The organism is Citrobacter sp. Ca225 (assembly GCF_030337175.1).
Taxonomy (GTDB): Bacteria; Pseudomonadota; Gammaproteobacteria; order Enterobacterales; family Enterobacteriaceae; genus Citrobacter_A; species Citrobacter_A amalonaticus.
In genome coordinates, this window is sequence record NZ_JAOWCD010000078.1 from 14,810 (window position 1) to 37,037 (window position 22,228).

Sequence of the window (22,228 nt, forward strand, 5' to 3'; positions counted from 1 at the left end):
ACCGACGTTTTAATACGCGTCGGTTATTTTTTTGCATCAAACCAATCATTCATACAAAGAGGCCGGGCTTCGTACCGGATAGATATTTACTAAAAACCGACAGTTGTTGTCGCTGAGGAATCCAGAAGATGGGGCAATTTTTTGCTTACGCGACGGCATTCGCCGTAAAGGGGAATGACCATGTCGCATAACGCTACTCCAAAAACCTCTCGCGTGGAATTGCGTAAAACGCTTACGCTGATTCCGGTTGTCATGATGGGCCTTGCCTATATGCAGCCAATGACGCTGTTCGATACGTTTGGTATCGTTTCAGGCCTCACTGACGGTCACGTTGCAACGGCGTATGCCTTTGCGCTGGTCGCTATTCTTTTTACTGCGTTGAGCTACGGTAAACTGGTTCGCCGTTTCCCGTCCGCTGGCTCAGCGTATACCTACGCCCAGAAATCCATTAGTCCGACCGTCGGCTTTATGGTTGGTTGGTCATCTCTGCTGGACTACCTGTTCATGCCGATGATCAACATCCTGTTGGCAAAAATTTACTTTGAAGCGCTGGTGCCATCCGTACCGTCGTGGATCTTTGTTGTCGCGCTGGTGGCCTTTATGACCATCTCCAACCTGCGCAGCATCAAGACCGTGGCAAACTTCAATACCCTGATTGTGATCCTGCAGATGGGCATTGTGGCGGTGATTGTTGGCCTGATCATCTACGGCGTTTCGAACGGTGAAGGTGCGGGTACGCTGACCAGCACGCGTCCGTTCTGGTCGGAAGGCGCGCACGTCGTGCCAATGATTACCGGAGCAACGATTCTGTGCTTTTCGTTCCTGGGCTTTGACGGTATCTCTTCGCTGTCTGAAGAGACCAAAGATGCAGAGCGCGTGATCCCGAAGGCTATCTTCCTGACGGCGCTGATTGGCGGCCTGGTATTCATCGGTGCCTCTTACTTCCTGCAGCTGTACTTCCCGGATATCTCTCGCTTTAAGGATCCGGATGCCTCTCAGCCTGAAATCATGCTGTATGTGGCGGGTAAAACCTTCCAGTGGGGCGTGCTGATTTTCTCCAGCGTGACCGTTCTGGCGTCCGGTATGGCGGCACACGCAGGCGTCTCTCGTCTGATGTACGTGATGGGCCGTGACGGCGTATTCCCGACGCGCTTCTTTGGTTACATTCATCCGAAGTGGCGTACCCCGGCATGGAACGTGCTGCTGGTGGGGGCAATTGCGCTGATGGCGATTAAATTTGACCTGGTGACGGCGACGGCGCTGATCAACTTCGGTGCGCTGGTGGCGTTTACCTTCGTGAACCTGTCTGTGATTTCACAGTTCTGGATCCGCGAAAAACGCAACAAGACGCTGAAAGACCACTTCAACTATCTGGTGCTGCCGGTATGTGGCGCGCTGACTGTTGGGGCGCTGTGGATCAACCTGGAAGAGAGCTCTATGGTTCTGGGGCTGATCTGGGCCGGTATTGGTCTGGTGTATCTGGCCTGCGTGACCAAAAGTTTCCGCAACCCGGTTCCGCAGTACGAAGATATCGCCCAGTAACTCATAAGGTTTGTAGACCCGGTAAGCGAAGCGACACCGGGCAGGAAGCCGGAGTTAACCACTCCGGCTTTTTTTATGTCTCTGGTTTATTTCCCGTCATTATTCATAACTATTCGTTCTAAATTAGAGAATTTGGTTATTGGTTCCCGGCCGCATGCTCAGGAATAATTTCCTGATTGATATTCTTCAGGCTAATGAATTTATGTTTTCAATGATCTTAAGCGGGGTTATCTGCGGCGCGCTGTTGGGCTTTGTAATGCAACGTGGTCGATTCTGCCTGACCGGCGGTTTCCGCGACATGTATATCGCTAAAAACAACCGTATGTTTTATGCACTGCTGATTGCGATTTCCGTGCAGAGCGTCGGTGCCTTTGCGCTGATTCAGGCGGGAGTGATTCGTTACGATGCGGGCGCGTTCCCGTGGCTCGGTACCGTTGTTGGCGGTTATATCTTCGGGATTGGAATTGTCTATGCGGGCGGATGTGCCACCGGAACCTGGTATCGTGCGGGTGAGGGGCTGATCGGCAGTTGGATAGCACTGGCGACCTACATGGTGATGAGCGCGGTAATGCGTTCGCCCCATGCCAGCGGTTTAAACCAGACGTTAAAAACGTACAGCACGGAGCACAACTCCATTGCTGACACGCTGAACCTCTCCGTCTGGCCGCTGATCGCCGTTCTGCTGGTGGTGACGCTCTGGGTAGTCAGTAAAGAGCTGAAAAAGCCAAAGCTGAACGTCGCCTCTTTGCCGCCGCGTCGTACCGGGCTTGCACATATTTTGTTTGAAAAACGCTGGCATCCGTTCGTGACGGCGGTACTGATTGGTCTTATCGCGCTGCTGGCCTGGCCGCTGAGCGAAGCTACCGGGCGTATGTTTGGGCTCGGGATCACCTCGCCGACGGCTAACATTCTGCAGTTCCTGGTGGCGGGAGACAGCAAATTCCTTAACTGGGGCGTTTTCCTGGTGTTGGGGATTTTCCTTGGTTCGTTCATCGCGGCGAAAGCCAGTCGTGAATTCCGCGTGCGGGCTGCCGATGCGGCAACCACGCTGCGCAGCGGCTTCGGCGGGATCCTGATGGGATTTGGCGCCAGTATTGCCGGTGGCTGCTCTATCGGTAACGGTCTGGTGATGACGGCGATGATGACCTGGCAGGGCTGGATTGGCCTGGTATTTATGATCCTTGGCGTCTGGACCGCGTCATGGATTGTGTTTGTTCGACCGCAGCGTAAAGCCCGTCTGGCAACCGCTGCGGCAAATTAAGCGTAAGGATTAATGATGGCGATTAAAAAACTGGACGTGGTCACACAGGTTTGCCCGTTCCCACTGATTGAAGCAAAAGCCGCGCTGGCTGAAATGGCGAGCGGTGACGAACTGGTAATTGAGTTTGACTGCACACAGGCGACAGAAGCGATCCCACAGTGGGCTGCTGAAGAAGGGCATGCGATTACAGATTATCAGCAGGTTGGCGATGCCGCCTGGAGCATCACCGTCCAGAAAGCGTGATAACAGGCCCTCCGCCGTGGCGCGGAGGGCGATTCTCAGACGATCTCTTCAGCGTACTGCCACAGTGCCTTCAGCAGTACCTGCTTCTCTTTATCATCCGCATATTCCTGATACAACATCTGCAACTCGTCGGCGTAGCGCTGCAAATATTCCGGCGTAAAGACCTGACGACGGTGCTCCAGCCAGCGCTGTTGCTCCGCTTCATCCAGCGTGCCGGGGAAATTACGCGCCCGATAGTTGAACAGCAGTTTCTCAATACGTGGATCGACAAAGGTGATGTCCAGCGCCGGCAGGTTTTGCGGGTCGGTTTCCAGCACAATTTTCATTGCCGCACGGTCAGCATCGCTAAAGAAACCATTATAAAGCTGGGTATCGACGTTGTCAGACGGCGTGAACGGCTCGGCTTCGGCAAAGATGGCGACCACTTTGTCACGCACCTGCGGATTTTCACGCAGGACTTTCAGATTATCGAGACAGTGCTGGCGATTAATCCCCAGACGGTCGGCATCTTCCGGGCGCAGCGTGTTCGCCTGCGCCAGCACCGGGCATTTGTTGATGTGCACCAGCTTCAGCGGCACGGCGGCGGTATCGCCCAGATCGGCTTTGGCGGTGTACAGACGTTCGCGCAGGGTGTCGCTGTCCAGCTCCAGCAACGGCGAAATATCACCGGCCAGGTCGACCATGATCACCGCATTACGGTTATCCGGATGCCAGGCCAGCGGTGCAACCCAACTGGTGTTGCCGCGCCATGCGCCAAACATGCCGGAAACATGCACCAGCGGTTTCATTTGCGGCACGTCAATCAGCGCGGCCAGCTTGTGCTTATTGCGGTGCGTATAGAGATACTCAAACAGACGTGGCTGCCGTGACTTCACCAGTTGCGCCATCGCAATGGTGGCATAGACATCCGCCATCGCATCGTGCGCGTTGCTGTGCTCAATACCGTTTGCTTTCGTCAGATGCTCCAGGCGAAAGCTGGGGAGGCCGTCGTCATTTTCCGGCCAGTTGATGCCTTCCGGGCGCAGGGCGTAGCAAGCGCGCATCACGTCCAGCAGATCCCAGCGCGAATTATCATGCTGCCAGCTCCAGGCGTAGGGATCGTAGAAGTTACGGTACAGCACGTTGCGCGTAACCTCGTCGTCGAAGCGCACGTTGTTGTAGCCAATAATGCAGGTTTTCGGCACCGTAAACAGGGCGTGGATCCGCGCGGCAAACGCAGCTTCATTATCACCTTTCTCTCGCGCTTCCTGCGGGGTGATTCCGGTGACCATCACCGCGCCCGGCTGGGGCAAATAGTCATCCGCCGGTTTGCAGTAAAAAACCTCAGGTTCACCGATGATGTTGAATTCGCTATCGGTACGCAGAGCGGCAAATTGCGCAGGTCTGTCGAGCGCCGGATGAATGCCAAAGGTTTCGTAATCGTGGAAGAGAAAGGTGGGTTGTTGCTTGCCGTCATTCATAAATAAGTGGGTTCCGTGACTTCTGGTTGCGCGCTGCCTGGACTGCACAGAGTACCAAAATTCGGCGTGGTAATCAGCCTGACTCACAGAGAAGAAAGACAGAAAGCGGCTGGAGATAAGGTGCAACGGATCAATCAAACAGGGATCAATGTGCGATAAGTCACATTTTCTTGCAATTATTCCCTGTTCGTTTATCAGAATTTCCGTAAAAAGGACGGCTCTTTTGAAACGTCTGAGGACATGCTGTTGAAACCCCGTCTGTTTATTACCGCTTCTTTACTCGCGATGCATCTCTCTTCTGCACTTGCTGCCGGTACGGCTGACTTTGCGCCACCGCCACCTGGCATTGAAGCCGGTTCATGGGTGCTTATGGATTACACCACGGGGCAAATTCTCACGGCGGGTAATGAACATCAACAGCGCAATCCTGCCAGCCTGACCAAGCTGATGACCGGTTACGTGGTTGACCGCGCCATTGACAGCCAGCGCATTACCCCGGACGACATTGTCACCGTGGGACGCGACGCGTGGGCGAAGGACAACCCGGTGTTCGCCGGATCCTCATTGATGTTCCTCAAAGAAGGGGACCGGGTGTCCGTGCGCGATTTAAGCCGTGGGTTGATTGTTGATTCCGGTAACGACGCCTGCGTAGCGCTGGCAGATTACATCGCTGGTGGGCAACCGCAGTTTGTCGCGATGATGAACAATTACGTCAAGAAGCTCAATTTGCGGGACACCCATTTTGAGACGGTGCACGGACTGGATGCCCCTGGTCAGCACAGTTCAGCTTACGATCTGGCGGTGTTGTCCCGGGCAATCATTCATGGTGAGCCGACGTTTTATCACATGTACAGTGAGAAAAGCCTCACCTGGAACGGTATTACCCAGCAAAACCGTAACGGACTGCTGTGGGATAAAACCATGAACGTTGATGGCCTGAAAACCGGGCACACCTCAGGCGCGGGGTTCAATTTGATTGCTTCTGCGGTGGACGGTCAGCGCCGACTGATTGCCGTGGTGATGGGCGCGAATAGCCCAAAAGGGCGTGAGGAGCAGGCACGTAAACTGCTGCACTGGGGACAACAAAATTTCGACACGGTGCAAATCCTGCGCAGCGGTAAGCAGGTCGGAACAGAGCGTATCTGGTACGGTGATAAAGAGAAAATCGCGTTAGGTACCGAACACGATTTCTGGATGGCGCTGCCAAAGGCGGAAATCCCGCACATCAAAGCGAAGTACATCCTGGATAAGAAGGAACTGGAAGCGCCGCTTGCCGCCCATCAACGGGTCGGGGAAATCGAACTCTACGACCGCGACAAACTGGTCGCTCACTGGCCTCTGGTCACGCTGGAAGCCATCGGTAAGGGAGGCGTCTTCTCCCGTCTGAGTGATTATTTCCATCACAAAGTCTGAATCGTACTGACAGAGACTGGCAGGAGTTCGGTTCCGCTCACATAATAACCACAAAGTGCTTGTGACGGCGGTTTAGTCTTCGTTATGCTGTATATAAATACAGTGTAACGATGGAGGCAACATGAATTACGAGATCAGAAACGCTGATAAGCGCACCGTTGCAGGTTTCCACCTGGTGGGACCGTGGGAGCAAACGGTGAAACAAGGCTTTGACCAGTTGATGATGTGGGTCGATGGCAAGCAGGTTGTGGCGCAGGAGTGGATCGCCGTTTACTTCGACAATCCGGATGAAGTGCCCGCCGAAAAACTGCGCTGTAGTACGGTCGTTTCCGTGCCTGCTGATTTTGTCATACCGGAAAACAGCGAAGGCGTGACGCTCAGCGAAATCGACGGCGGTCAATATGCGACGGCAGTTGCACGCGTCGATAATAATGATTTTGCCACGCCGTGGTATCAGTTCTTCAATAGCCTGATGCAGGACAAGGCATATGAAATGGCATGCAAACCCTGCTTTGAAGTCTATCTGAATAACGGTTGCGAAGACGGTTACTGGGATATCGAGATGTATATCGCGGTGCAACCTGCCACGAAGTAAGCCTAAAACCAGGCGGACCGGCGCGGAGCGACTACGCTTAGCGAGATGTCCTGTCCGCCACAGTGAACTTCTGCGCGTAAAAACAGGTACAATCATTTTTTGCTTTTTCCTGACGGAGTGCATGAGTGCGTGCCGACAAGTCACTGAGTCCATTTGAAATCCGCCTGTATCGCCATTACCGCATTGTGCATGGTATTCGCATCGCGCTGGCCTTCATCCTGACTTTTTTGCTTGTTCGTTTATTTAACATTCCGGAAGGGACATGGCCCTTGATTACGCTGGTGGTGATTATGGGGCCGATCTCGTTCTGGGGAAACGTGGTTCCCCGTGCCTGGGAGCGGATTGGTGGTACGATCCTCGGATCGGTGCTGGGTCTGGTGGCGCTGCGTCTTGAGCTATTCTCATTGCCACTGATGCTGCTCTGGTGTGCGGCAGCTATGTTCCTGTGTGGATGGCTCGCGTTAGGAAAAAAACCGTATCAGGCGCTCTTGATTGGCATCACGCTTGCTGTCGTCGTGGGTGCGCCCGCTGGCGATATGGAGACCGCACTCTGGCGCGGCGGCGATGTCATTCTGGGGGCGCTCCTCGCCATGCTGTTCACCGGAATCTGGCCGCAGCGCGCCTTCATTCACTGGCGCATCCAACTGGCGCACTGCGTGACGGCCTATAACCGGGTGTATCAGGCCGCGCTGTCGCCTAATCTGTTAGAACGTCCCCGTCTGGATAAACATCTGCAACAGCTATTAGGTGACGTGGTAAAAATGCGCGGACTTATTACGCCGGCGAGCAAAGAGACGCGCATCCAGAAATCTATTTTTGAAGCCATTCAGACCGTCAATCGTAATCTGGTTTGCATGCTCGAATTGCAGATCAATGCCCTGTGGGCGACCCGTGAAAGCCATTTCGTCATGCTCAATGCCCATACGCTGCGGGAAACGCAGCAAATGACCCAACAGGCGCTGTTGACGATTGCCCATGCCTTGTTCGAAGGTAATCCGCAGCCGATTCTCGCCAACAGCGAAAAACTGAACGAGACCGTTAACGAATTGCGCACGCTGATCCGTCAGCACGATGAACATCATGTGGCTGAAACGCCGATTCATGGCTATGTCTGGCTAAGCCTGGAAACCGCCCGTCAACTGGAGCTGCTGTCGCATCTTATCTGTCGCGCACTGCGCAAATAAAAAGCAGGTAAGGGGAATGCTGCCCTGGCTGCTTCGATTCAGCAAGGAATAAGGGTATGATGGAAACCAGAATGAAGCCATTGTCATTTGCGGCTGCGAAAAGTAATGTTAGCCCTATCGTTTAAACGAATCCGACTCTCACATTATCAGGGGTGTAAAAATGGAAACTACCAAGCCATCTTTCCAGGACGTGCTGGAATTTGTCCGTCTGTTCCGTCGTAAAAACAAACTGCAGCGTGAAATCCAGGACGTTGAGAAAAAGATCCGTGACAACCAGAAACGTGTTCTGCTGCTGGACAACCTGAGCGATTACATCAAGCCGGGGATGAGTGTTGAAGCTATTCAGGGCATCATCGCCAGCATGAAAAGCGACTATGAAGATCGCGTTGATGACTACATCATCAAAAATGCAGAGATCTCCAAAGAACGCCGCGACATCTCCAAAAAGCTGAAAGCGATGGGTGAAATGAAAAACGGCGACGCGAAAGCGGAGTAACGTTTTGCCAGCAGTGAGGATCCGTCAGGCGATCCTCACTGTCGTTTTACGCCACCGCTGACCATTCGCAATAAATGCTGTTCCGGCCAGTGCTCAGTCAGTCTGTTCCTTGCCAGTAACCACTTAACGTAATCAACATCGTGTCGCTGTCTGTCGAGCATCAGTCCGACGACGCTGCCGCTGTGCGCCACGTTCACGCCGTATAAACCACACTCTTCAACCAGCGACAATAGCGCGTCGAAATCCGGTTTTGGCAACAGCATCTGGCTGGCAATAGCGCTCAGCGTCGCCGCTTCTCCCATACGATAAGGATTTTGCTCCGCACAGGCTTCCTGTACTTTTTCCCATGCCCGCTTCAGCGCCGGTGCGCCCGCATGTAAACCTGCCTGCCGGGGAATGCGATGATAATCCGCGGTGCGTAAAGTTTGCGGACTCTCCAGTACGAGAAGATCCAGCGCCGGTTGAGCATCGCAGGGGATTTGCGTTGATGCGTCGTTGTGGTCAAACAGCGTCAGTTGCTGAAAAACGGTGCTGTCCGTCGGTTCCAGCGAGACGCATAGTTGCGCGAGGGTGGACTCATCCAGCTGATGGCCCAGATGCTGCGCGGTGGCGACAGCGGTTGCGGCAATATCCGCCGTACTGCTGGCCATGCCTTTGGCAATCGGGATAGTTGAATGGATCGAAACACGGATATCCTGACTCAGGTAGGCAGGGTAGTCCCAGTGTTCAAGAAGTCGGTTGACCATCGCCCGCGAAAGAGGGCGCTCATCCGCCAGAGGGGAACCGGTGCTGACCTCGACGGTGCTGTACCAGTCAACCGGGCAGGAGACCAGTTTCTCGCTGCCCATTATCCAGCCCTGAATAAGTTCACCGCACGACGCGGGGCACTGCGCAACAGCCACGTTATCACCTTTCTGATCTGCAATCCTCGGCGCATAGTGTCATGGCGATTGCGCTATTACCATGATTTGCCGCAATTTGCGCGGCGCGAACTCAGGCCGACACGGCGATACTTTCTGATTCTGCGAGAGCAATCCGCATCACATCCTGGGCTATCATCAGCTCTTCGTTGGTGTTGATGACCGCCACTTTAACCATGGCGTTTTCCGCCTGAATAAAGGTCGCATTCCGCTGATTCTTCTCTTCGTCTACGATCAGACCCAGGAAGTGCAGATTCTGGCAGATTGCCGCTCTGGCGCGCGCTGAGTTTTCCCCGATACCTCCGGTAAACACCAGCGCATCCAGACCACCCATTTGCATGATATAGCTGCCAATCGTGGCGCGAATACGCTCTGCAAACAGTGACAGGGCGAGCGCGGCGCGGGGATTTCCGCCGTCAGCAGCCTGCTCAACGTCACGATAATCATGCGAGACGCCTGAAACGCCAAGCAGCCCGGATTCATTGTTCAACAGGTGGTTAAGTTGCTGTGGCGTTTTGCCTTCACGTTGCGCAACCCATGGCAAGATGGACGGGTCGATATCCCCGCTGCGGGTACCCATCATCACGCCGGACTGTGGGGTGAAGCCCATCGAAGTATTAACCGACTTACCGCCTTTAATCGCGCAAATACTGCTGCCATTGCCCAGATGGCAACACACGACCCGCAGCGCGCTAAGCGGGACGCCAAGTTTTTCGGCGAGCGTCGCGCTGACGTACTTATGGCTGGTTCCATGAAAACCGTAGCGACGGATGCCAAACTCTGCGTAATACCGCCACGGAAGCGGATAGATATAGGCTGGCTCTTCCAGCGTTTGATGAAACGCGGTATCAAACACGGCAACCGAAGGCACGTTGGGCAGCAACTGGCGAAACACGTTGATGCCGAGCAGGTTAACCGGGTTGTGCAAGGGCGCCAGTTCGGCAAGGCGTTCAATTTCCGCCAGTGATTCATCGGTCACGCGCGCAGAATCTTTAAACGATTCCCCGCCATGCGCCACACGATGGCCGACCCCCTCGATGTCCTGCAGGCTGGTAATAATGCCGTGGCTGATCAGCATTTCGAGAAGCAGGGTCACCGCCTCGCGATGGTCGGCAACCGGGGTGGTCTGCTGCCATTTTTGATCCTGCGCTTTCAGGGTGATCCGGGCATCCGGCAGGCCGATACGTTCAATCAGCCCCTGACACAGCAAATCACCCTGCGGCATGTCCAGTAACTGAAATTTAAGGGACGAGCTGCCCGCGTTGATCGCCATTATTTTGTGAGACATGAAGATTCCTTTTGGTTCAGAAAGGCAAACAGTTCATCGAGTCCGGAATGGTTGACGGCGCTGGTCACGAACACACGTTCTGCGCCAGCCTGTTCCAGCCAACCTGTGACCTGCGCAATTTTCTGCGGGTCCGCTAAATCTGATTTGGTCACAACGCCGAACGCCGGTCTGTTCATTGGTGCCGTAAAACCGGGGGAAAAAGGTGACCACTGTGCATCGCTGTTGAGCACGAGCGCAATGACATCCGCCTCGCAGGCACTCGCCAGCAGCGCGCTGTAAAGACAGCGGTTTTCCAGATATTCGCCAGGCGTGTCGATGGTTTCGGCAGACCAGACAATCGCCTGCGTTTTCTGATATGCGAGAGCCTCGCCGCGCAGACACTGCGTCAGCGAGGTCTTACCGCACTGGCTGGGGCCAATTAACATCATGCGCTGCATCACGCTATGTCCGCGTGATGGAACAGGTTGTAAAGCGCATCATTTCGCCGAGCGTGCGCGTAACCTGTTTGAGGGCGTATTCCACCGCCGAGACGTCGCCGGTTAACACCACCGCACCCGTGAAGCGGTCAAGAAAGCCGATCTCGACTGCGCCGGATTTCGTCGCGATATCGCAGGCAATAATGGATGCTTCACTTGGCGTGATGGTGAGAATGCCAATCGCCGAGACGCTGTCCTGCAACCCCAGCTTCTTGAACAGGTCTTTGCCGGGATTCGCAATCAGATGCGCCAGCGTGACCTGTTTGCCGGGTACGTACTCCTGGATCATGCGATCCGTGGTCGGTTGCCTTTCCATCATCCCTCCACCATCTGACGCCACATCGCTTCGTGCGGGCGAGGGATCACTGAACGATAAACCAGCAGGCCTTTTTCACCCGCGCTCTCACTGGCAACCGCGACCGCGTTGTTGACATCGGAGACATCACCCGCGACCACCATGTAGCATTTACCTCCGATACCGAACGCCATATGAACGCGCACGAGCGTAACGTTGGACGCCTTCACCGCCCGGTCAGCCGCGCTGATACAGGCTGCTACGCTCCAGGTTTCAACAATCCCCACCGCCTGACGTTTGTCCGCGCTGTTCAGTCCGCTAATCGCGGGAAGCACGCTGGCATGAATATTGGGTAACACCAGACTGTCGACCAACATCTCGCCAGCGAGCGCATTTCCGGTCTCGATCGCCTGTTGTACTGCGCCGACGTCGCCGCCCAGCATGAGCAAAAACTTACCCGGACAAATGGTTTTGCTGACCAGCAGATCCACATTGGCGCTTTTCAGCATGGCATCGCCTGCTTCCATCCCTTTGGCAATGCTGGTGAGTTCTAAAATACCTATGGCCTGAGACATGGTTAACCTCTTACAACGATGATGGCCTGATCTGTTACCTCACAGACAATGCCGTCAATACTGGCGTGAACAGGCGCGCCGAGCGCACCTTGCGGAATTTCAGCGACGCACTGACCACGCGCGACACGCTCGCCTTTCTGAACGCAGGGCACCGCGCTGGCGCCGATGTGCTGGCGCAACAGCAGCGTCGTTCTCTCAACTACGGGCTCGCTGTCGACTAACGGCGCGTCCCGATACCACGGTGTCAGCCCCAGTTTGGCGATGAGTCGTTTTACCGGCACCAGACGGTATTTCGCCATCTCATCGGCCGGGTTGAGCGGCCCCTCGTAGCGCTGATTCTGTGCACGTAGCTCGCGCTTCAGCATCCGGTTAATCCGCATAGGTGAAATACCTACCGGGCAGGCCACACTTTCACAGACGTTACATTCAGAACAGGTGAGGGCGCTGAGCAACAGCTGTGGCGTGGCGGCCTGATGGAAATTGACTGCGCGCACCAGCAGATGCGGAGAGAGCTCGTGACCGATGAGATGCCTCGGGCAGAGATCGGTACACAGGCGACACTGTTCACAGACTGTTCTCGCCACCGACAGTACGGTGCGCTCATCCTGCATACGTCGCTGAATCAGTGGATGTGTTTTCGGCAAAACCAGCAGTCCGCCGGTGGTTTTCGTGACCGGCGCGTCCAGTGACGTCACCAGGCTTCCCATCATCGGTCCGCCGTTGATAAACCCGGGATCGTCGATGGTCGCGCCGCCAGCCATCTCCAGCACGTCGCGTAAGGACATACCGATGGGGACGGTCACGGTCTGTGGACGAGCAACGGCGCCGTTGATAGTGAGCGTGCGGCGCGTCACCGGATAGTGCTGTTCGACCGCGCGGGCGATATTCAGTACGGTTTGTACGTTATTGACCACCACGCCCACGCTGACCGGCAGCGCAGCGGGGGGAACGCGGCGACCCGTCGCCATCCAGATGGTCAGTACTTCATCGCCTGCCGGATAAACATCAGGCAGAATGTGCAGTCTGATCGCCGGAGGTAAAAGCGGCGTCAGGGCGGTAATCGCTGGCTGGTACTTCTCTTTCAGGGCGATGATCCCTTCGCAGGCGCCGGTGGCCTTCATTGCATACTGTACGCCGCGAATCAGACGCGCTGCCTGCTGCGCCATGAGTTGCTGATCGACTTTCAGCATCGGCTCGCATTCGGCTGCATTGACGAGAAAAATTTCCACCTGAGCCTGGAGTTTGACATACGTCGGAAAACCGGCACCACCAGCCCCCACAATGCCTGCCGCACGAACGCGTTCAACGAGCGTCGGCCCATCCAGGACGTCTGGTTTATCATTCAGGGCGGTATTCATAACAATTCCTCAAGCAGTTCCTGAATGGCCCCTACATCCGCCGCTCTGGGGTTGGTTTTCAGCGTCACGTCTGCCAGCGCGGCTTGAACCATTGCCGGAATGCGCGTTGACCAGTTCTGTTTTTGTTCTTTAAGCGCCACGGCAAGGGTTGGGATAGCACACGCTTTTTTCAGTTGCTCGATGTGCTGCACCAGCGCGTTCACGCTCGCCGTTTCATTGGCGCTGTCAGCACATAAATGACAGGCCTTCGCGAACCGGGCGTAACGTTTAGCCGCTCGCGGATCGTGCGCGTTGAAGCGGATCACCGACGCCAGCAGCAGGGCATTCGCCAGACCGTGTGGCAAATGGAACTGACCGCCTAACTGGTGGGCGATGGCGTGGTTCAGCCCCAGTCCAGCCTGGCTAAAGGCCATCCCTGCCAGCGTAGAGGCGTTGTGCATTTTGCCGCGTGTAGCGAGGCAGTCGCCTTTACGAACCGCGACAGGCAGATACTGAAAGACTATCTGAGCGGCTTTTTCCGCGAGTGCGTCGGTAAAGTCACTGGCGCGCGTGGACACATAGGCTTCCAGCGCGTGCGTCAACACATCCATTCCGGTATTGGCGGTAATGGCGGGTGGGACGCTGACGACCAGCATCGGATCAAGGATCGCCATGTCCGGGTAGAGCGCGTTATTGAACAGCGGATATTTAATGCCTTTCTCCGGATCGCTTATCACGCAGGCGCTGGTCACTTCCGATCCGGTTCCGCTGGTGGTTGGGATCGCCACACAGGTTTCAATATCAATATCAAATTGACGACTGAACCAGACAATGGCTTTCGCGGCATCCAGCGCGGAGCCGCCGCCGAAACCAATCACCACGTCGGGGCGCAGGGACTGCATTTGTGCAATCCCCTGAACGACGGTTCCGATAGTGGGGTCGGGCGTAATCTCACTGAAGATGCTGATCCGGTTATCTGCCGGTATCGCCTCGCGAAGCGTATCAATCAGCGGCGAACGGGCGAGAAAACCATCGCAGATAATCCAGATGTGCTTGTTCGTAAAGCGGCCAAGCACTTTCAGGCTTCCAGGGCCGCTGTACAAACGGGTTTGTAGTGAAAAAGTATTCATCACAACCTCATTAGCGGATTGAGAAACCGTTAGTCAGCACACAGCGACGGGAGCGGGCAAACGTGCGTGCCGACGTTGTCCCTTCACCCGTCGGCGTGGCGATGGTGAAGGTGGTAAACCCTTCGCCGCCGACGCCAATCCCCGCATAGGAGGGGCCGTTTTTAACGAAAATGGAGGTCTGCAGCGTTCGCGCCGCAAGGTTCAGGCGAGAGACATTCTGCGAATGCATAATGGCGGTGTGGTGTAATCCTTCTTCCACTTTCAGCGCCAGCGACAACGCGGCGTCAAAATCTTTCACCTTCACCACGGGCAGCATCGGCATTAACTGCTCGCTGGTTACCCAACTGTCGTCGGCGCTGACGATGCCAATCAGCAGGCGCGGCGCTTTTGCCGGGAGCGGAATACCGGCGGCTTCAAGCATAGCGCAAGGGCTTTTACCGACCAGTTTTTTATTGGCTACCCCCTCTGGCAGACAGGTTGCACGCAGCTTCTCTGTCTCGGCTGGACTCAACAACAGCGCGCCGAAACTTTGCATCTGCTGAATCAATTGTTCAGCGACGGATTCCACCACTATCAGGCTTTTTTCCGCGATGCACGGCAGGTTGTAGTCAAACGACGCGCCGTTGATAATATCTTCCGCCGCTTTCACCAGATCGGCCGTCTCATCGACGATGCAAGGAGGATTCCCCGCGCCTGCACCAATCACTTTTTTTCCGCTCTTCATACCCATTGCCACAATGCCCGGACCGCCGGTAATCGCCAGCACGGCAATTTTCGGGTGCGCCATCATCTGCTGGGTGGCTTCAAACGTCGGTTCGGTAACGGTCACCACCAGATTGCGAATGCCGCAGCGACGAAACGCAATATCTTCAATCATGGCGATAAGTTTCAGTGACACGGCCTTCGCACCCGGATGCGGGCTGAAATAGACGCTGTTGCCCGCCGCCAGCATGCTGATGCTGTTGTTAATAATGGTTTCTGTCGGGTTAGTGCTGGGCGCAACGGAACCAATCACGCCGAACGGCGAATACTCAAACAGCACCATGCCGCCGTCGCCAGTGAGTGCCGTGGTGGTCAGATCTTCAATACCCGGCGTATTGTCCAGCGCCGCTTTGTTTTTGAGGAATTTGTCCTCTTTGTTACCCATTCCGGTTTCCGCAGCGCTCTCTGCCGCCAGCGTAGCCAGTTGTGGCGCCAGCTCTTCCCGGATAGCGCTAATAATGGCGCTGCGCGTTTTTAATGGTGATTGCTGATAACGCAAGAACGCCTGGTGGGCAGCATCGACAGCTTCACCAACAGACTGAAAGATGCCGTTCCCTTTGATTTCAGTTTTTGCGGGAGCCAGTTGCTCGCTCAAAATAGTGCGGATGAGGGTTTCCAGTTCGGTCGTATTCATTGATGTGTTCTCACGTTTATTGCCGCAATGGCAGCCTGTGCAATGTCCATGTCCTGTTCAACGCTTCCACCGCTGATACCAAGACCCCCAATAAGCAATCCATCACGCCATAGCGCGTAGCCGCCGCCAAAAGTGACGACTTTTCCCTGCATATGACTTTCCAGCCCGTATAGCGGCGCGCCGGGCTGAACTACTGACGCAAGTTCGTGCGTCGCGGTTTTCATCGCCACCGCAGTCCAGGCTTTTTTCGGTGCCAGTTCACTGCTGACCAGCAGGGCATCCGGCATCCGCCAGGTGACGGCTTCGGTGCCGTTAGCATCAACAATGCTGATGACCACCGGGACGTTTAAGACTTGCGCTCGCTCGACGGCGGCGCGTGTTAACTGGTGAAGATCGCCAAAGGAGAGCGACATCGCAGATTCCTTTTTGACAGGGGCGTGACCCGCTGCCAGATAGCGCTTCGTCACTTCCCGGATAATGGTGTCCTGATGGGCGTCGTGATCTTCCGCGCGCGCCAGTGCATACAAGCAGTCTGATAGGCGGTTGATATAGCGCATAAGCACATGCCTGACGGTGACCTCGGCCGCGAGTTCCACCAGACGGCGTTCGGCCCGGCGCGCCAGAGTGCGGGCAAAATGCAGGCGGCTTGCGGCTTCGCAACGGCCAGGCAAAATGAAACTGCGCAAGGGGGCAACGCGTCCCATCGCGGTGTCGATAGCCGCTTCCAGTGCGGCAATTTCCTCAGAGCTGATATAGCGCTGATCCGCAGACGGCTGCTCGCTTTCGCTGGCAAGTTCAGCGCTGAACCAGAAAATTTGTAGCTGAATGGCCTCCAGCAGCGCGCGATGCTGCGCGCTATGGGTGGCGCAGACGCACAGGCTCAGCGCGGCGTTAAGCTCATCGAGCGTGCCATACGCTTCCACGCGGGGGTGCGTTTTACTGACGCGCTGTCCGGTAAAGAGCGCGGTTGTGCCTGCATCACCTGTGCGGGTATAAATCGCCATAACTCCCCCTTACCGAGAAAGCGTGTCGACAATGCCGACAACGGCCAGATCGATGGCCTCATTCGGCCCGGAAAAAACATGTCTGGCGCTGGAGCCACTACTCAGGAGCACCAGTTCGCCAACGCCTGCGCCGACGGAGTCAACGGCGACTTCATCACCTGCCGTTGGGTTCGCCGGTAATTCACCGTCGGCACTCACGCGGCGTACCAGCAGAAGTTTTTTTCCGACCAACGAGGGCGATTTTTGCGTGGATACCACCGCGCCTGTAACACGTGCCAGATGCATGGTTCACTCCTGCTTCATCAATTGGATGTGGCGCGAGCTCGCGGTCTCGCGAGCCAGCGCGGTAACAACACATTTGCGATGCAGCACCAGCAACCCTGCAGGTAACGGGGCAACATCGGCATAACTTAACAGTCGGGTGGGGTGCAGCATGATAGGCTGCCCCTGTTCATCACAGAGAATCAGCGGCAGTCGGGCCAGTTTTTTTACCGGCACGGCGGGCAGTAACCGACGTTGCATTGAGAGTTGCACCCGCAGGCCAAATGCCAGCGCCTCATGGATCATGACGGCAGCGGCATGTGACGAATCGTTGTTGGCGATCTGCTCCAGCAGGGGCAGATCGACCTGTAAAATATGCACAGAGGCATACTGAGAAAACAGGGCGCGGGACGGTGTTTCCCGCAGTTGCGCGACGCTCAGCGTGACGGTGCTTTGCGCACGACGTTGCAGGCGGGAGACCACCTCCTCGACGATTCGCTGCAACAGATCGCCGTTCATCGCTCAGTCACCAGTGTGACGAAAGCATTGGGATCATCTGCCCCGGCGGCATTGGCCTCGTCCGTATCAATATGCATCTCCAGACGCATGTCGGGGGAAACGCGTACCGCAACGTTATCGAAGATCAGCCGACGATCGGTGCCCTCAATAGCGACACTGACGCTATCGCCGTGAGCAACGCGCAGGATCAGCGCATCCAGCGGCGACATGTGAATGTGGCGCTGGGCGACGATCACCCCGGAGGTGAGTTCGAGTTCGCCAAAGGGACTCACGAGGCGAATACCCGGCGTACCTTTGAGATTTCCGGACATCCGCAACGGCGCGGCGATGCCCAGCGTTCTGGCATCTGTGCGCGAAATCTCCACCTGGCTGGTGCTACGCAGCGGCCCCAGCAGGCGGACATTTTTCAGTTGACCTTTTGGTCCCACTAACGTGACGGTTTGCTCAGCCGCATACTGTCCCGGTTGCAGAAGCCCTTTTTTCTCACTAATAGGATGTCCCGGAAATAGACGGGCATAATCCTCAGCGTTAAGGTGGATATGACGGTTGGAAACGCCCAGTGGAATGGGGCGATCCCGTAATTCATTCAGCACTTTGCTGACCGTCGTTTCCAGAAGTTGCTTATCCATTACGCTTAACCTCGTTTACCTGAATGCAGGCAGAGCGACCGGGGTTCGCCTTTCTGGCGCTTACAGGCCGGGTCCAGACACAAATTGCAGCTGATGATCCCGTCTTCAGGCGCCGCTTCCGGTGCTGACTCTTCTACAACGACTTCAGTTTCAGGTTCTTCGATGGGGGCTGGCACGGATTCCGGTGCAGACACCGTTGCGGGTGCAGGCACAGGTGCCGGAGTGGCAGCCATCGCGCGAGAAAGAATGCCCTCGCCAGGTCTGGCGATCACTTTATGCGCGACCAGGCCATCTTGCTGTTCAGCGAGATGAGCACCGGTGATAATGGCAGACTGTACTGATGCCACATCACCGGTGATCTTGATCACCGTCCAGCCTGAACCGTTGGTTTTTTCAAGGCCAACCAGCGTGATGGAAGCCGCTTTCGCCATGGCATCTGCGCAACAGATGGCTAATGCCAGACCACTAACTTCGAGTAATCCCAGTGATTGCTTCACGCTGTGCTCCTTTTCGATAATGCTCAGGCCGATTTCGGTAAAATAGCCTCAACGTCGCTGTGCGGACGCGGGATAACGTGGCTGGATTTCACCTCACCCACGACGCTTGCTGCCGCGCAGCCTGCATCAACGGCGGCTTTAACGGCGCCGACGTCACCGCGAACCATGACGGTCACCAGGCCGGAGCCGATTTTTTCGTAACCGACCAGTTGCACGTTGGCGGATTTCACCATGGCATCTGCGGCTTCAATCGCGCCGACCAACCCTTTTGTTTCAACCAGACCCAGTGCGTTATTCATACTGCAATTCTCCTGTGGATTAAGCATTGAGATCCCGGAAGGGGATCCCTTTGACTAACCTTGCCGCGTTGTTTCCAGTACTTCGCCGGTCAAGGCTGTTTTGGCGATACGTCAGCGTAAAAAGCGGCGCTGAAGTGGGTAAATTCTTGTAGTGCACGACCAGGGTTTCTTCATTGCAGGCGATGCCGACCAGCAGCGGAGACTGGCGGGCCGCCTGCCATGCGCTCTGAACGACTTCTCCCGCCGCCTGGTTTTGGATCACAAACGGAATGCCTTCTTCTTCAATGCCGAGCAGCACCTCTTTCCAGACTGAAAGGCAGTCGCCGATGGTCGAAATCACAATGGCAGGCGTGGTGACGCTACTGTCCATGGGCAAACTCCTTATGCCAGGAGAGGATGAGCCCCGTCGCAACCGCGTTTCGCGGGCCTTCGGTGCCGCGAATGTTTCCGCGTCCGGCCACCAGGCGATAATGCGCCAGGGCGTCCGTCACCAGTTGCGGCACTTCAAAGTCCAGCGAGGAGCCACCGACCAGAACGACAAACGGAATATCGCGGATATTGCCCGTCGGGCTAACCTGTCGCAGTGCGCGCAGGGCGTTAGTGACAAACACGCGCTCTTTGGCGCTGCGGCGAATGGCGCGAACTTTCTCCAGCGCGAGATCGCCGGGCAGGGGCACCAGTTCATCCGGCTTGACCACACAGACGCGGGCAAACACCGCAGGGGGAAGTGGCGTCGGGAAGAATTGAACGCTACCGTCTTCGTGGCGCAGATGGAAAAGGCTTTCGACTTTGGCTAACGGATACTTTTTGATCTCTTCCGCCAGATAGCGGTCATCAAGTCCCAGCTCCCGGGCGATGATCATGGTAACCATGTCGCCAGCCCCGGCGAGGTGGGTGGCGATAATTTCGCCTTTGGGATTGATAATGGAGGCGTCGGTCGAGCCCGCACCTAAGTCCAGAATCGCCAGCGGACGCGTGGTACCTGGCGTGGTGAGCGCGCCCAGAATTGCCGCTTCGGCTTCTGCACCGCCAACCTGTACATCCACGTTCAGCTTTTCTTTGATTTCGCTGGCGATCATTGCCATCTGCAGACGGTCTGATTTCACCATCGAGGCGATACCGACAGCCTGCTCAAGAGAAAACTCACCGGCCAGTCCACCGGTGACACTGACCGGAACGGAGGTATCTACGGCCAGTAAATCCTGGATAAAAATTTCGTTGCTTGGCTTATTGGTCAGTTCAGCCATTGTCTGGCGAACGTGTTCCAGCATACCGCCAATATTGGTGCCCGCTTCACCGGTAACGTTGTCCAGTTTCGGGCATTCGCCAACTGCTTTCATAATGGCATCGGCGCCTGCCGCGACATCAACGCGTAGCGTGCGCCCTTGGGACTGCAGTTCAATGTTTCCGGCAGGAATGGCACGTGCTTTAACATCGCCTGACGGGGTTTTCACCACCACGGCGGAACGGTTGCCAATCAGCGCTCGCGCCATCGGGACAATGTTTTTGGTCTCGTCCGCATTGAGATTAAACACCGTCGCGATGCCATAAGGATTTGACAGCGTTTCGATGACTTTACCGGGCACGGCGACCTCAATGGCGGCCAGCATTCCGAGCGGGATACGGTCGATGTACAGCACTTCGTCAACGATGGGCAGGGGTTTTTCCAGTCGGTTACTGACCAGAACGCCATCGTCCTGTTGCAAAATGACACCGGTTAACTGGTAACCGGCACGGACAGAGGCGTTAATCATGGTGGCGACATCAGCGAAATCGAAAGCAGATGACACCACCAGAATTAACGGGGTATCCGCCGGTCGGGTGAGTAACTCTTCCGGCGTGATAGTGATCCCCACACCCAGACCGACGCCGCCCGGTGTTTTCGGGTTATGACCGATCATGGTGGATTCGGTGATGATGGTTTCCGTGATGGTTTCCATCGCGACATCACCAATCACCGGGGTGGCTTCGTTGATACGGATAAGCGAGATATCGCTGACATTGATGCCTGCACGGTTAGCCGCAAGCGTGAGCGCCTCCTGAATCCCAAACACATTACGCAATGTGCCTTTTATCCCGGTGGTTTCTGCCAGCGCGCTACCGGTAATGGTGAGCGCGCCAGTGTCATCCAGCGTCGCCAGCGCGACTTCTGTGGATGAGTTGCCGATATCAATGCCAGCTATATATCTCATGACCTTTCCTTAGTCGTCGCCTTTCAGCTTCTTACGCTCGACGTACAACACCGCCGCTTCACGAACAAACGCGGCGCAGATTTTGGCCTGATAGCGGTTTTCAAGATCGTCCGCGATCGCGAGCAGTTCTTCTTTCGTTGAACGATAAGGACGCAGGGCGTTATAGATCTCGAGAATGCGATCGTCCGGCACCGCCGTCAGTTCTGCGGCGCGCTCAAAGTTCATCGCCAGGCGGTCACGTCCGGCATCTTTGGCAATAGCCGCCTGAATGCGCAGCGTTTCCGGTGTGATACGCATATCCTGTGCGGTCACTTTGTTGCTCAGAACGTTTTCGAGGGTGAACTCATCCAGCGTTTTGTTGGTGGCCGTTTTAACCCACTCAGGGTGCTTACTGGCGAGCGGATAGTCAGTCACTTTGGCGGTCTGGGTCGTAGTGCCCGAAGCTGCTGCCGGGGCAGATGTGTCGCCCTGCAGGCTGTTCATGCGGCTCAACACATCCCGAACCATCGATTCAATTGCATCGGTATTCATAAAGGGATCCTTATTAAAGCGCCACGCGCAGTTCCTGCGGGTTTTTGCCCGTCACGACGTACTTCGTCTCTTTAATGTGCAAGATGGCGGATTTAGCCTGATATTTCGGGCGCGCCATCTGGTCGTTCAGCGTCGGGACCGGCTGCGGTGATTCACGCTTGGCATAACGCGCGGCGTTTTTCCCAATCTGGCGATAGGTTTCCAGCGTCAGCAGCGGAGCCTGCGGGAACAGCTCCAGGTTGGACAGCGGCGGCAGTCCCTGTTGATGGATGACCGTCGTGCCTTTTGACTGGATGCCGATAGAGATGCCGGAACCACTCAGACGGTTACCCTCAACGGCAACGAAGGCCACGTCGGATGATTTAAAGCAGCGAATTACACGCGCTTTAATACCTTCCTCTTCAATCCCGGCAATCACTTCGCGCAGAATGTTTTTATGCGGTAGACCGACGATGTTAACGGTCTGAGAGAGACCAAACGCCGGGCCGACCGCAATAATCACTTCGTCCTGTTGCGTGCCCTGTTTCGCCTCGCCAATTTCCGTCAGGAAACTGTCACCGGCCGGTGCAGCAGGCGCGGTTGACGTTCCCGGTGCACGAAATGAGACGGGCTTATCGCTGGTCTGCATTTCGGACAGCACGTCTTCGATAATCTGGCGCAGCAATTTTTCATTAATTTCCATTGT

General features: G+C 55.8%; 27 protein-coding genes. 8 read left to right on the plus strand and 19 right to left on the minus strand.

The features are described 5' to 3' along the window. The first annotated feature begins 128 nt into the window (after positions 1–128). The 4 genes from yoeI (at position 129) to tsuB (ending at position 3,046) form a co-directional block, all read left to right on the plus strand. Positions 129–191, plus strand: a complete 63-nt coding sequence (gene yoeI, locus OGW13_RS12575; protein WP_099433339.1) for a membrane protein YoeI — start codon at positions 129–131, stop codon at positions 189–191. Continuing rightward, entirely contained in the window at positions 181–1,542 is a 1,362-nt protein-coding gene (locus OGW13_RS12580; protein ID WP_044258725.1) for an APC family permease, read from the plus strand. Before yoeI ends, OGW13_RS12580 begins: the two co-directional genes overlap by 11 nt. A gap of 202 nt (positions 1,543–1,744) precedes the next feature. Beyond that, positions 1,745–2,803 carry a thiosulfate utilization transporter TsuA/YeeE gene (gene tsuA / locus OGW13_RS12585; RefSeq protein ID WP_287116181.1) on the plus strand — a complete coding sequence of 353 codons (1,059 nt, stop codon included), beginning with the start codon at positions 1,745–1,747 and terminating at the stop codon, positions 2,801–2,803. A 15-nt stretch (positions 2,804–2,818) separates the two neighbouring features. Next, positions 2,819–3,046 (plus strand): thiosulfate utilization sulfurtransferase TsuB/YeeD, encoded by a 228-nt coding sequence (gene tsuB, locus OGW13_RS12590; protein WP_000985275.1) that lies wholly within the window; start codon positions 2,819–2,821, stop codon positions 3,044–3,046. A gap of 35 nt (positions 3,047–3,081) precedes the next feature. Here tsuB and sbcB read toward each other — a convergent pair whose 3' ends face one another. Continuing rightward, positions 3,082–4,506, minus strand: coding sequence for an exodeoxyribonuclease I (sbcB, locus tag OGW13_RS12595; protein WP_200040486.1), 1,425 nt, complete (start codon positions 4,504–4,506; stop codon positions 3,082–3,084). A 240-nt stretch (positions 4,507–4,746) separates the two neighbouring features. On the opposite strand from sbcB, the gene dacD reads away from it, so the two are divergent. The 4 genes from dacD (at position 4,747) to OGW13_RS12615 (ending at position 8,194) form a co-directional block, all read left to right on the plus strand. Further along, a complete protein-coding gene (gene dacD, locus OGW13_RS12600; RefSeq protein ID WP_263503910.1) occupies positions 4,747–5,919 on the plus strand; it encodes a serine-type D-Ala-D-Ala carboxypeptidase DacD in 1,173 nt (390 codons plus the stop codon). Between the two features lie 121 nt (positions 5,920–6,040). Continuing rightward, positions 6,041–6,514, plus strand: a complete 474-nt coding sequence (gene sbmC, locus OGW13_RS12605; RefSeq protein ID WP_043000221.1) for a DNA gyrase inhibitor SbmC — start codon at positions 6,041–6,043, stop codon at positions 6,512–6,514. Between the two features lie 125 nt (positions 6,515–6,639). Next, a complete protein-coding gene (locus tag OGW13_RS12610; protein WP_044327340.1) occupies positions 6,640–7,698 on the plus strand; it encodes an FUSC family protein in 1,059 nt (352 codons plus the stop codon). Between the two features lie 160 nt (positions 7,699–7,858). Beyond that, a complete protein-coding gene (locus OGW13_RS12615) occupies positions 7,859–8,194 on the plus strand; it encodes a DUF496 family protein (protein WP_042318175.1) in 336 nt (111 codons plus the stop codon). 35 nt (positions 8,195–8,229) lie between these two features. On the opposite strand, the gene OGW13_RS12620 is transcribed toward OGW13_RS12615, so the two are convergent. From OGW13_RS12620 to pduD, 18 genes are all read right to left on the minus strand, one after another. Beyond that, entirely contained in the window at positions 8,230–9,096 is an 867-nt protein-coding gene (locus OGW13_RS12620; RefSeq protein ID WP_061069948.1) for a GHMP family kinase ATP-binding protein, read from the minus strand. Between the two features lie 91 nt (positions 9,097–9,187). Then, positions 9,188–10,402, minus strand: coding sequence for an acetate/propionate family kinase (locus OGW13_RS12625; RefSeq protein ID WP_044257561.1), 1,215 nt, complete (start codon positions 10,400–10,402; stop codon positions 9,188–9,190). Then, positions 10,387–10,839: a EutP/PduV family microcompartment system protein gene (pduV, locus tag OGW13_RS12630; protein ID WP_044257562.1), complete on the minus strand. Its 453-nt coding sequence runs from the start codon at positions 10,837–10,839 to the stop codon at positions 10,387–10,389. Before pduV ends, OGW13_RS12625 begins: the two co-directional genes overlap by 16 nt. Positions 10,840–10,843: 4 nt before the next feature. After that, complete coding sequence (pduU, locus tag OGW13_RS12635; protein WP_042318179.1) at positions 10,844–11,194, minus strand: propanediol utilization microcompartment protein PduU; 351 nt, start codon at positions 11,192–11,194, stop codon at positions 10,844–10,846. Next, positions 11,194–11,748: a propanediol utilization microcompartment protein PduT gene (gene pduT, locus OGW13_RS12640; protein ID WP_287116182.1), complete on the minus strand. Its 555-nt coding sequence runs from the start codon at positions 11,746–11,748 to the stop codon at positions 11,194–11,196. Before pduT ends, pduU begins: the two co-directional genes overlap by 1 nt. A gap of 2 nt (positions 11,749–11,750) precedes the next feature. Continuing rightward, complete coding sequence (locus OGW13_RS12645) at positions 11,751–13,106, minus strand: 4Fe-4S dicluster domain-containing protein (protein ID WP_054176333.1); 1,356 nt, start codon at positions 13,104–13,106, stop codon at positions 11,751–11,753. Then, positions 13,103–14,215, minus strand: coding sequence for a 1-propanol dehydrogenase PduQ (locus OGW13_RS12650; RefSeq protein WP_142765241.1), 1,113 nt, complete (start codon positions 14,213–14,215; stop codon positions 13,103–13,105). The genes OGW13_RS12645 and OGW13_RS12650 overlap by 4 nt, the downstream gene beginning before the upstream one ends. Before the next feature lie 10 nt (positions 14,216–14,225). Then, positions 14,226–15,611 (minus strand): CoA-acylating propionaldehyde dehydrogenase PduP, encoded by a 1,386-nt coding sequence (pduP, locus tag OGW13_RS12655; RefSeq protein WP_287116183.1) that lies wholly within the window; start codon positions 15,609–15,611, stop codon positions 14,226–14,228. After that, the gene (pduO, locus tag OGW13_RS12660) at positions 15,608–16,615 is read right to left on the minus strand and encodes a two-domain cob(I)yrinic acid a,c-diamide adenosyltransferase PduO (protein ID WP_054176331.1); all 1,008 of its coding nucleotides are present in this window, start codon (positions 16,613–16,615) and stop codon (positions 15,608–15,610) included. Before pduO ends, pduP begins: the two co-directional genes overlap by 4 nt. Positions 16,616–16,624: 9 nt before the next feature. Next, positions 16,625–16,900, minus strand: coding sequence for a propanediol utilization microcompartment protein PduN (gene pduN, locus OGW13_RS12665; protein ID WP_012906340.1), 276 nt, complete (start codon positions 16,898–16,900; stop codon positions 16,625–16,627). Between the two features lie 3 nt (positions 16,901–16,903). Continuing rightward, the gene (pduM, locus tag OGW13_RS12670; RefSeq protein WP_054176330.1) at positions 16,904–17,395 is read right to left on the minus strand and encodes a microcompartment protein PduM; all 492 of its coding nucleotides are present in this window, start codon (positions 17,393–17,395) and stop codon (positions 16,904–16,906) included. After that, positions 17,392–18,024: a phosphate propanoyltransferase gene (locus OGW13_RS12675; RefSeq protein WP_043000232.1), complete on the minus strand. Its 633-nt coding sequence runs from the start codon at positions 18,022–18,024 to the stop codon at positions 17,392–17,394. The genes pduM and OGW13_RS12675 overlap by 4 nt, the downstream gene beginning before the upstream one ends. Before the next feature lie 5 nt (positions 18,025–18,029). Then, on the minus strand, positions 18,030–18,521 hold the full coding sequence (locus tag OGW13_RS12680; RefSeq protein ID WP_044257567.1) for a BMC domain-containing protein: 492 nt from the start codon (positions 18,519–18,521) through the stop codon (positions 18,030–18,032). 23 nt (positions 18,522–18,544) lie between these two features. Beyond that, positions 18,545–18,820 carry a propanediol utilization microcompartment protein PduJ gene (pduJ, locus tag OGW13_RS12685; protein WP_042318188.1) on the minus strand — a complete coding sequence of 92 codons (276 nt, stop codon included), beginning with the start codon at positions 18,818–18,820 and terminating at the stop codon, positions 18,545–18,547. 19 nt (positions 18,821–18,839) lie between these two features. After that, positions 18,840–19,190: a glycerol dehydratase reactivase beta/small subunit family protein gene (locus tag OGW13_RS12690; RefSeq protein ID WP_043000234.1), complete on the minus strand. Its 351-nt coding sequence runs from the start codon at positions 19,188–19,190 to the stop codon at positions 18,840–18,842. Further along, positions 19,180–21,012 (minus strand): diol dehydratase reactivase subunit alpha, encoded by a 1,833-nt coding sequence (locus OGW13_RS12695; protein WP_043000235.1) that lies wholly within the window; start codon positions 21,010–21,012, stop codon positions 19,180–19,182. The genes OGW13_RS12690 and OGW13_RS12695 overlap by 11 nt, the downstream gene beginning before the upstream one ends. Positions 21,013–21,021: 9 nt before the next feature. Next, positions 21,022–21,543 (minus strand): propanediol dehydratase small subunit PduE, encoded by a 522-nt coding sequence (gene pduE / locus OGW13_RS12700; RefSeq protein WP_043000236.1) that lies wholly within the window; start codon positions 21,541–21,543, stop codon positions 21,022–21,024. Positions 21,544–21,556: 13 nt separating this feature from the next. Next, a complete protein-coding gene (gene pduD, locus OGW13_RS12705; RefSeq protein ID WP_043000237.1) occupies positions 21,557–22,225 on the minus strand; it encodes a propanediol dehydratase medium subunit PduD in 669 nt (222 codons plus the stop codon). Positions 22,226–22,228 lie beyond the last annotated feature (3 nt).

What these genes read in the sequence shown, in the direction of transcription:
- OGW13_RS12580 (WP_044258725.1), top strand. Translation starts at nt 181, where the DNA reads ATGTCGCATAACGCTACTCCAAAAACCTCTCGCGTGGAATTGCGTAAA.
- tsuA (WP_287116181.1), top strand. Translation starts at nt 1,745, where the DNA reads ATGTTTTCAATGATCTTAAGCGGGGTTATCTGCGGCGCGCTGTTGGGC.
- tsuB (WP_000985275.1), top strand. Translation starts at nt 2,819, where the DNA reads ATGGCGATTAAAAAACTGGACGTGGTCACACAGGTTTGCCCGTTCCCA.
- sbcB (WP_200040486.1), bottom strand. Translation starts at nt 4,506, where the DNA reads ATGAATGACGGCAAGCAACAACCCACCTTTCTCTTCCACGATTACGAA.
- dacD (WP_263503910.1), top strand. Translation starts at nt 4,747, where the DNA reads ATGCTGTTGAAACCCCGTCTGTTTATTACCGCTTCTTTACTCGCGATG.
- sbmC (WP_043000221.1), top strand. Translation starts at nt 6,041, where the DNA reads ATGAATTACGAGATCAGAAACGCTGATAAGCGCACCGTTGCAGGTTTC.
- OGW13_RS12615 (WP_042318175.1), top strand. Translation starts at nt 7,859, where the DNA reads ATGGAAACTACCAAGCCATCTTTCCAGGACGTGCTGGAATTTGTCCGT.
- OGW13_RS12625 (WP_044257561.1), bottom strand. Translation starts at nt 10,402, where the DNA reads ATGTCTCACAAAATAATGGCGATCAACGCGGGCAGCTCGTCCCTTAAA.
- pduV (WP_044257562.1), bottom strand. Translation starts at nt 10,839, where the DNA reads ATGCAGCGCATGATGTTAATTGGCCCCAGCCAGTGCGGTAAGACCTCG.
- pduU (WP_042318179.1), bottom strand. Translation starts at nt 11,194, where the DNA reads ATGGAAAGGCAACCGACCACGGATCGCATGATCCAGGAGTACGTACCC.
- pduT (WP_287116182.1), bottom strand. Translation starts at nt 11,748, where the DNA reads ATGTCTCAGGCCATAGGTATTTTAGAACTCACCAGCATTGCCAAAGGG.
- OGW13_RS12645 (WP_054176333.1), bottom strand. Translation starts at nt 13,106, where the DNA reads ATGAATACCGCCCTGAATGATAAACCAGACGTCCTGGATGGGCCGACG.
- OGW13_RS12650 (WP_142765241.1), bottom strand. Translation starts at nt 14,215, where the DNA reads ATGAATACTTTTTCACTACAAACCCGTTTGTACAGCGGCCCTGGAAGC.
- pduP (WP_287116183.1), bottom strand. Translation starts at nt 15,611, where the DNA reads ATGAATACGACCGAACTGGAAACCCTCATCCGCACTATTTTGAGCGAG.
- pduO (WP_054176331.1), bottom strand. Translation starts at nt 16,615, where the DNA reads ATGGCGATTTATACCCGCACAGGTGATGCAGGCACAACCGCGCTCTTT.
- pduN (WP_012906340.1), bottom strand. Translation starts at nt 16,900, where the DNA reads ATGCATCTGGCACGTGTTACAGGCGCGGTGGTATCCACGCAAAAATCG.
- pduM (WP_054176330.1), bottom strand. Translation starts at nt 17,395, where the DNA reads ATGAACGGCGATCTGTTGCAGCGAATCGTCGAGGAGGTGGTCTCCCGC.
- OGW13_RS12675 (WP_043000232.1), bottom strand. Translation starts at nt 18,024, where the DNA reads ATGGATAAGCAACTTCTGGAAACGACGGTCAGCAAAGTGCTGAATGAA.
- pduJ (WP_042318188.1), bottom strand. Translation starts at nt 18,820, where the DNA reads ATGAATAACGCACTGGGTCTGGTTGAAACAAAAGGGTTGGTCGGCGCG.
- OGW13_RS12690 (WP_043000234.1), bottom strand. Translation starts at nt 19,190, where the DNA reads ATGGACAGTAGCGTCACCACGCCTGCCATTGTGATTTCGACCATCGGC.
- OGW13_RS12695 (WP_043000235.1), bottom strand. Translation starts at nt 21,012, where the DNA reads ATGAGATATATAGCTGGCATTGATATCGGCAACTCATCCACAGAAGTC.
- pduE (WP_043000236.1), bottom strand. Translation starts at nt 21,543, where the DNA reads ATGAATACCGATGCAATTGAATCGATGGTTCGGGATGTGTTGAGCCGC.
- pduD (WP_043000237.1), bottom strand. Translation starts at nt 22,225, where the DNA reads ATGGAAATTAATGAAAAATTGCTGCGCCAGATTATCGAAGACGTGCTG.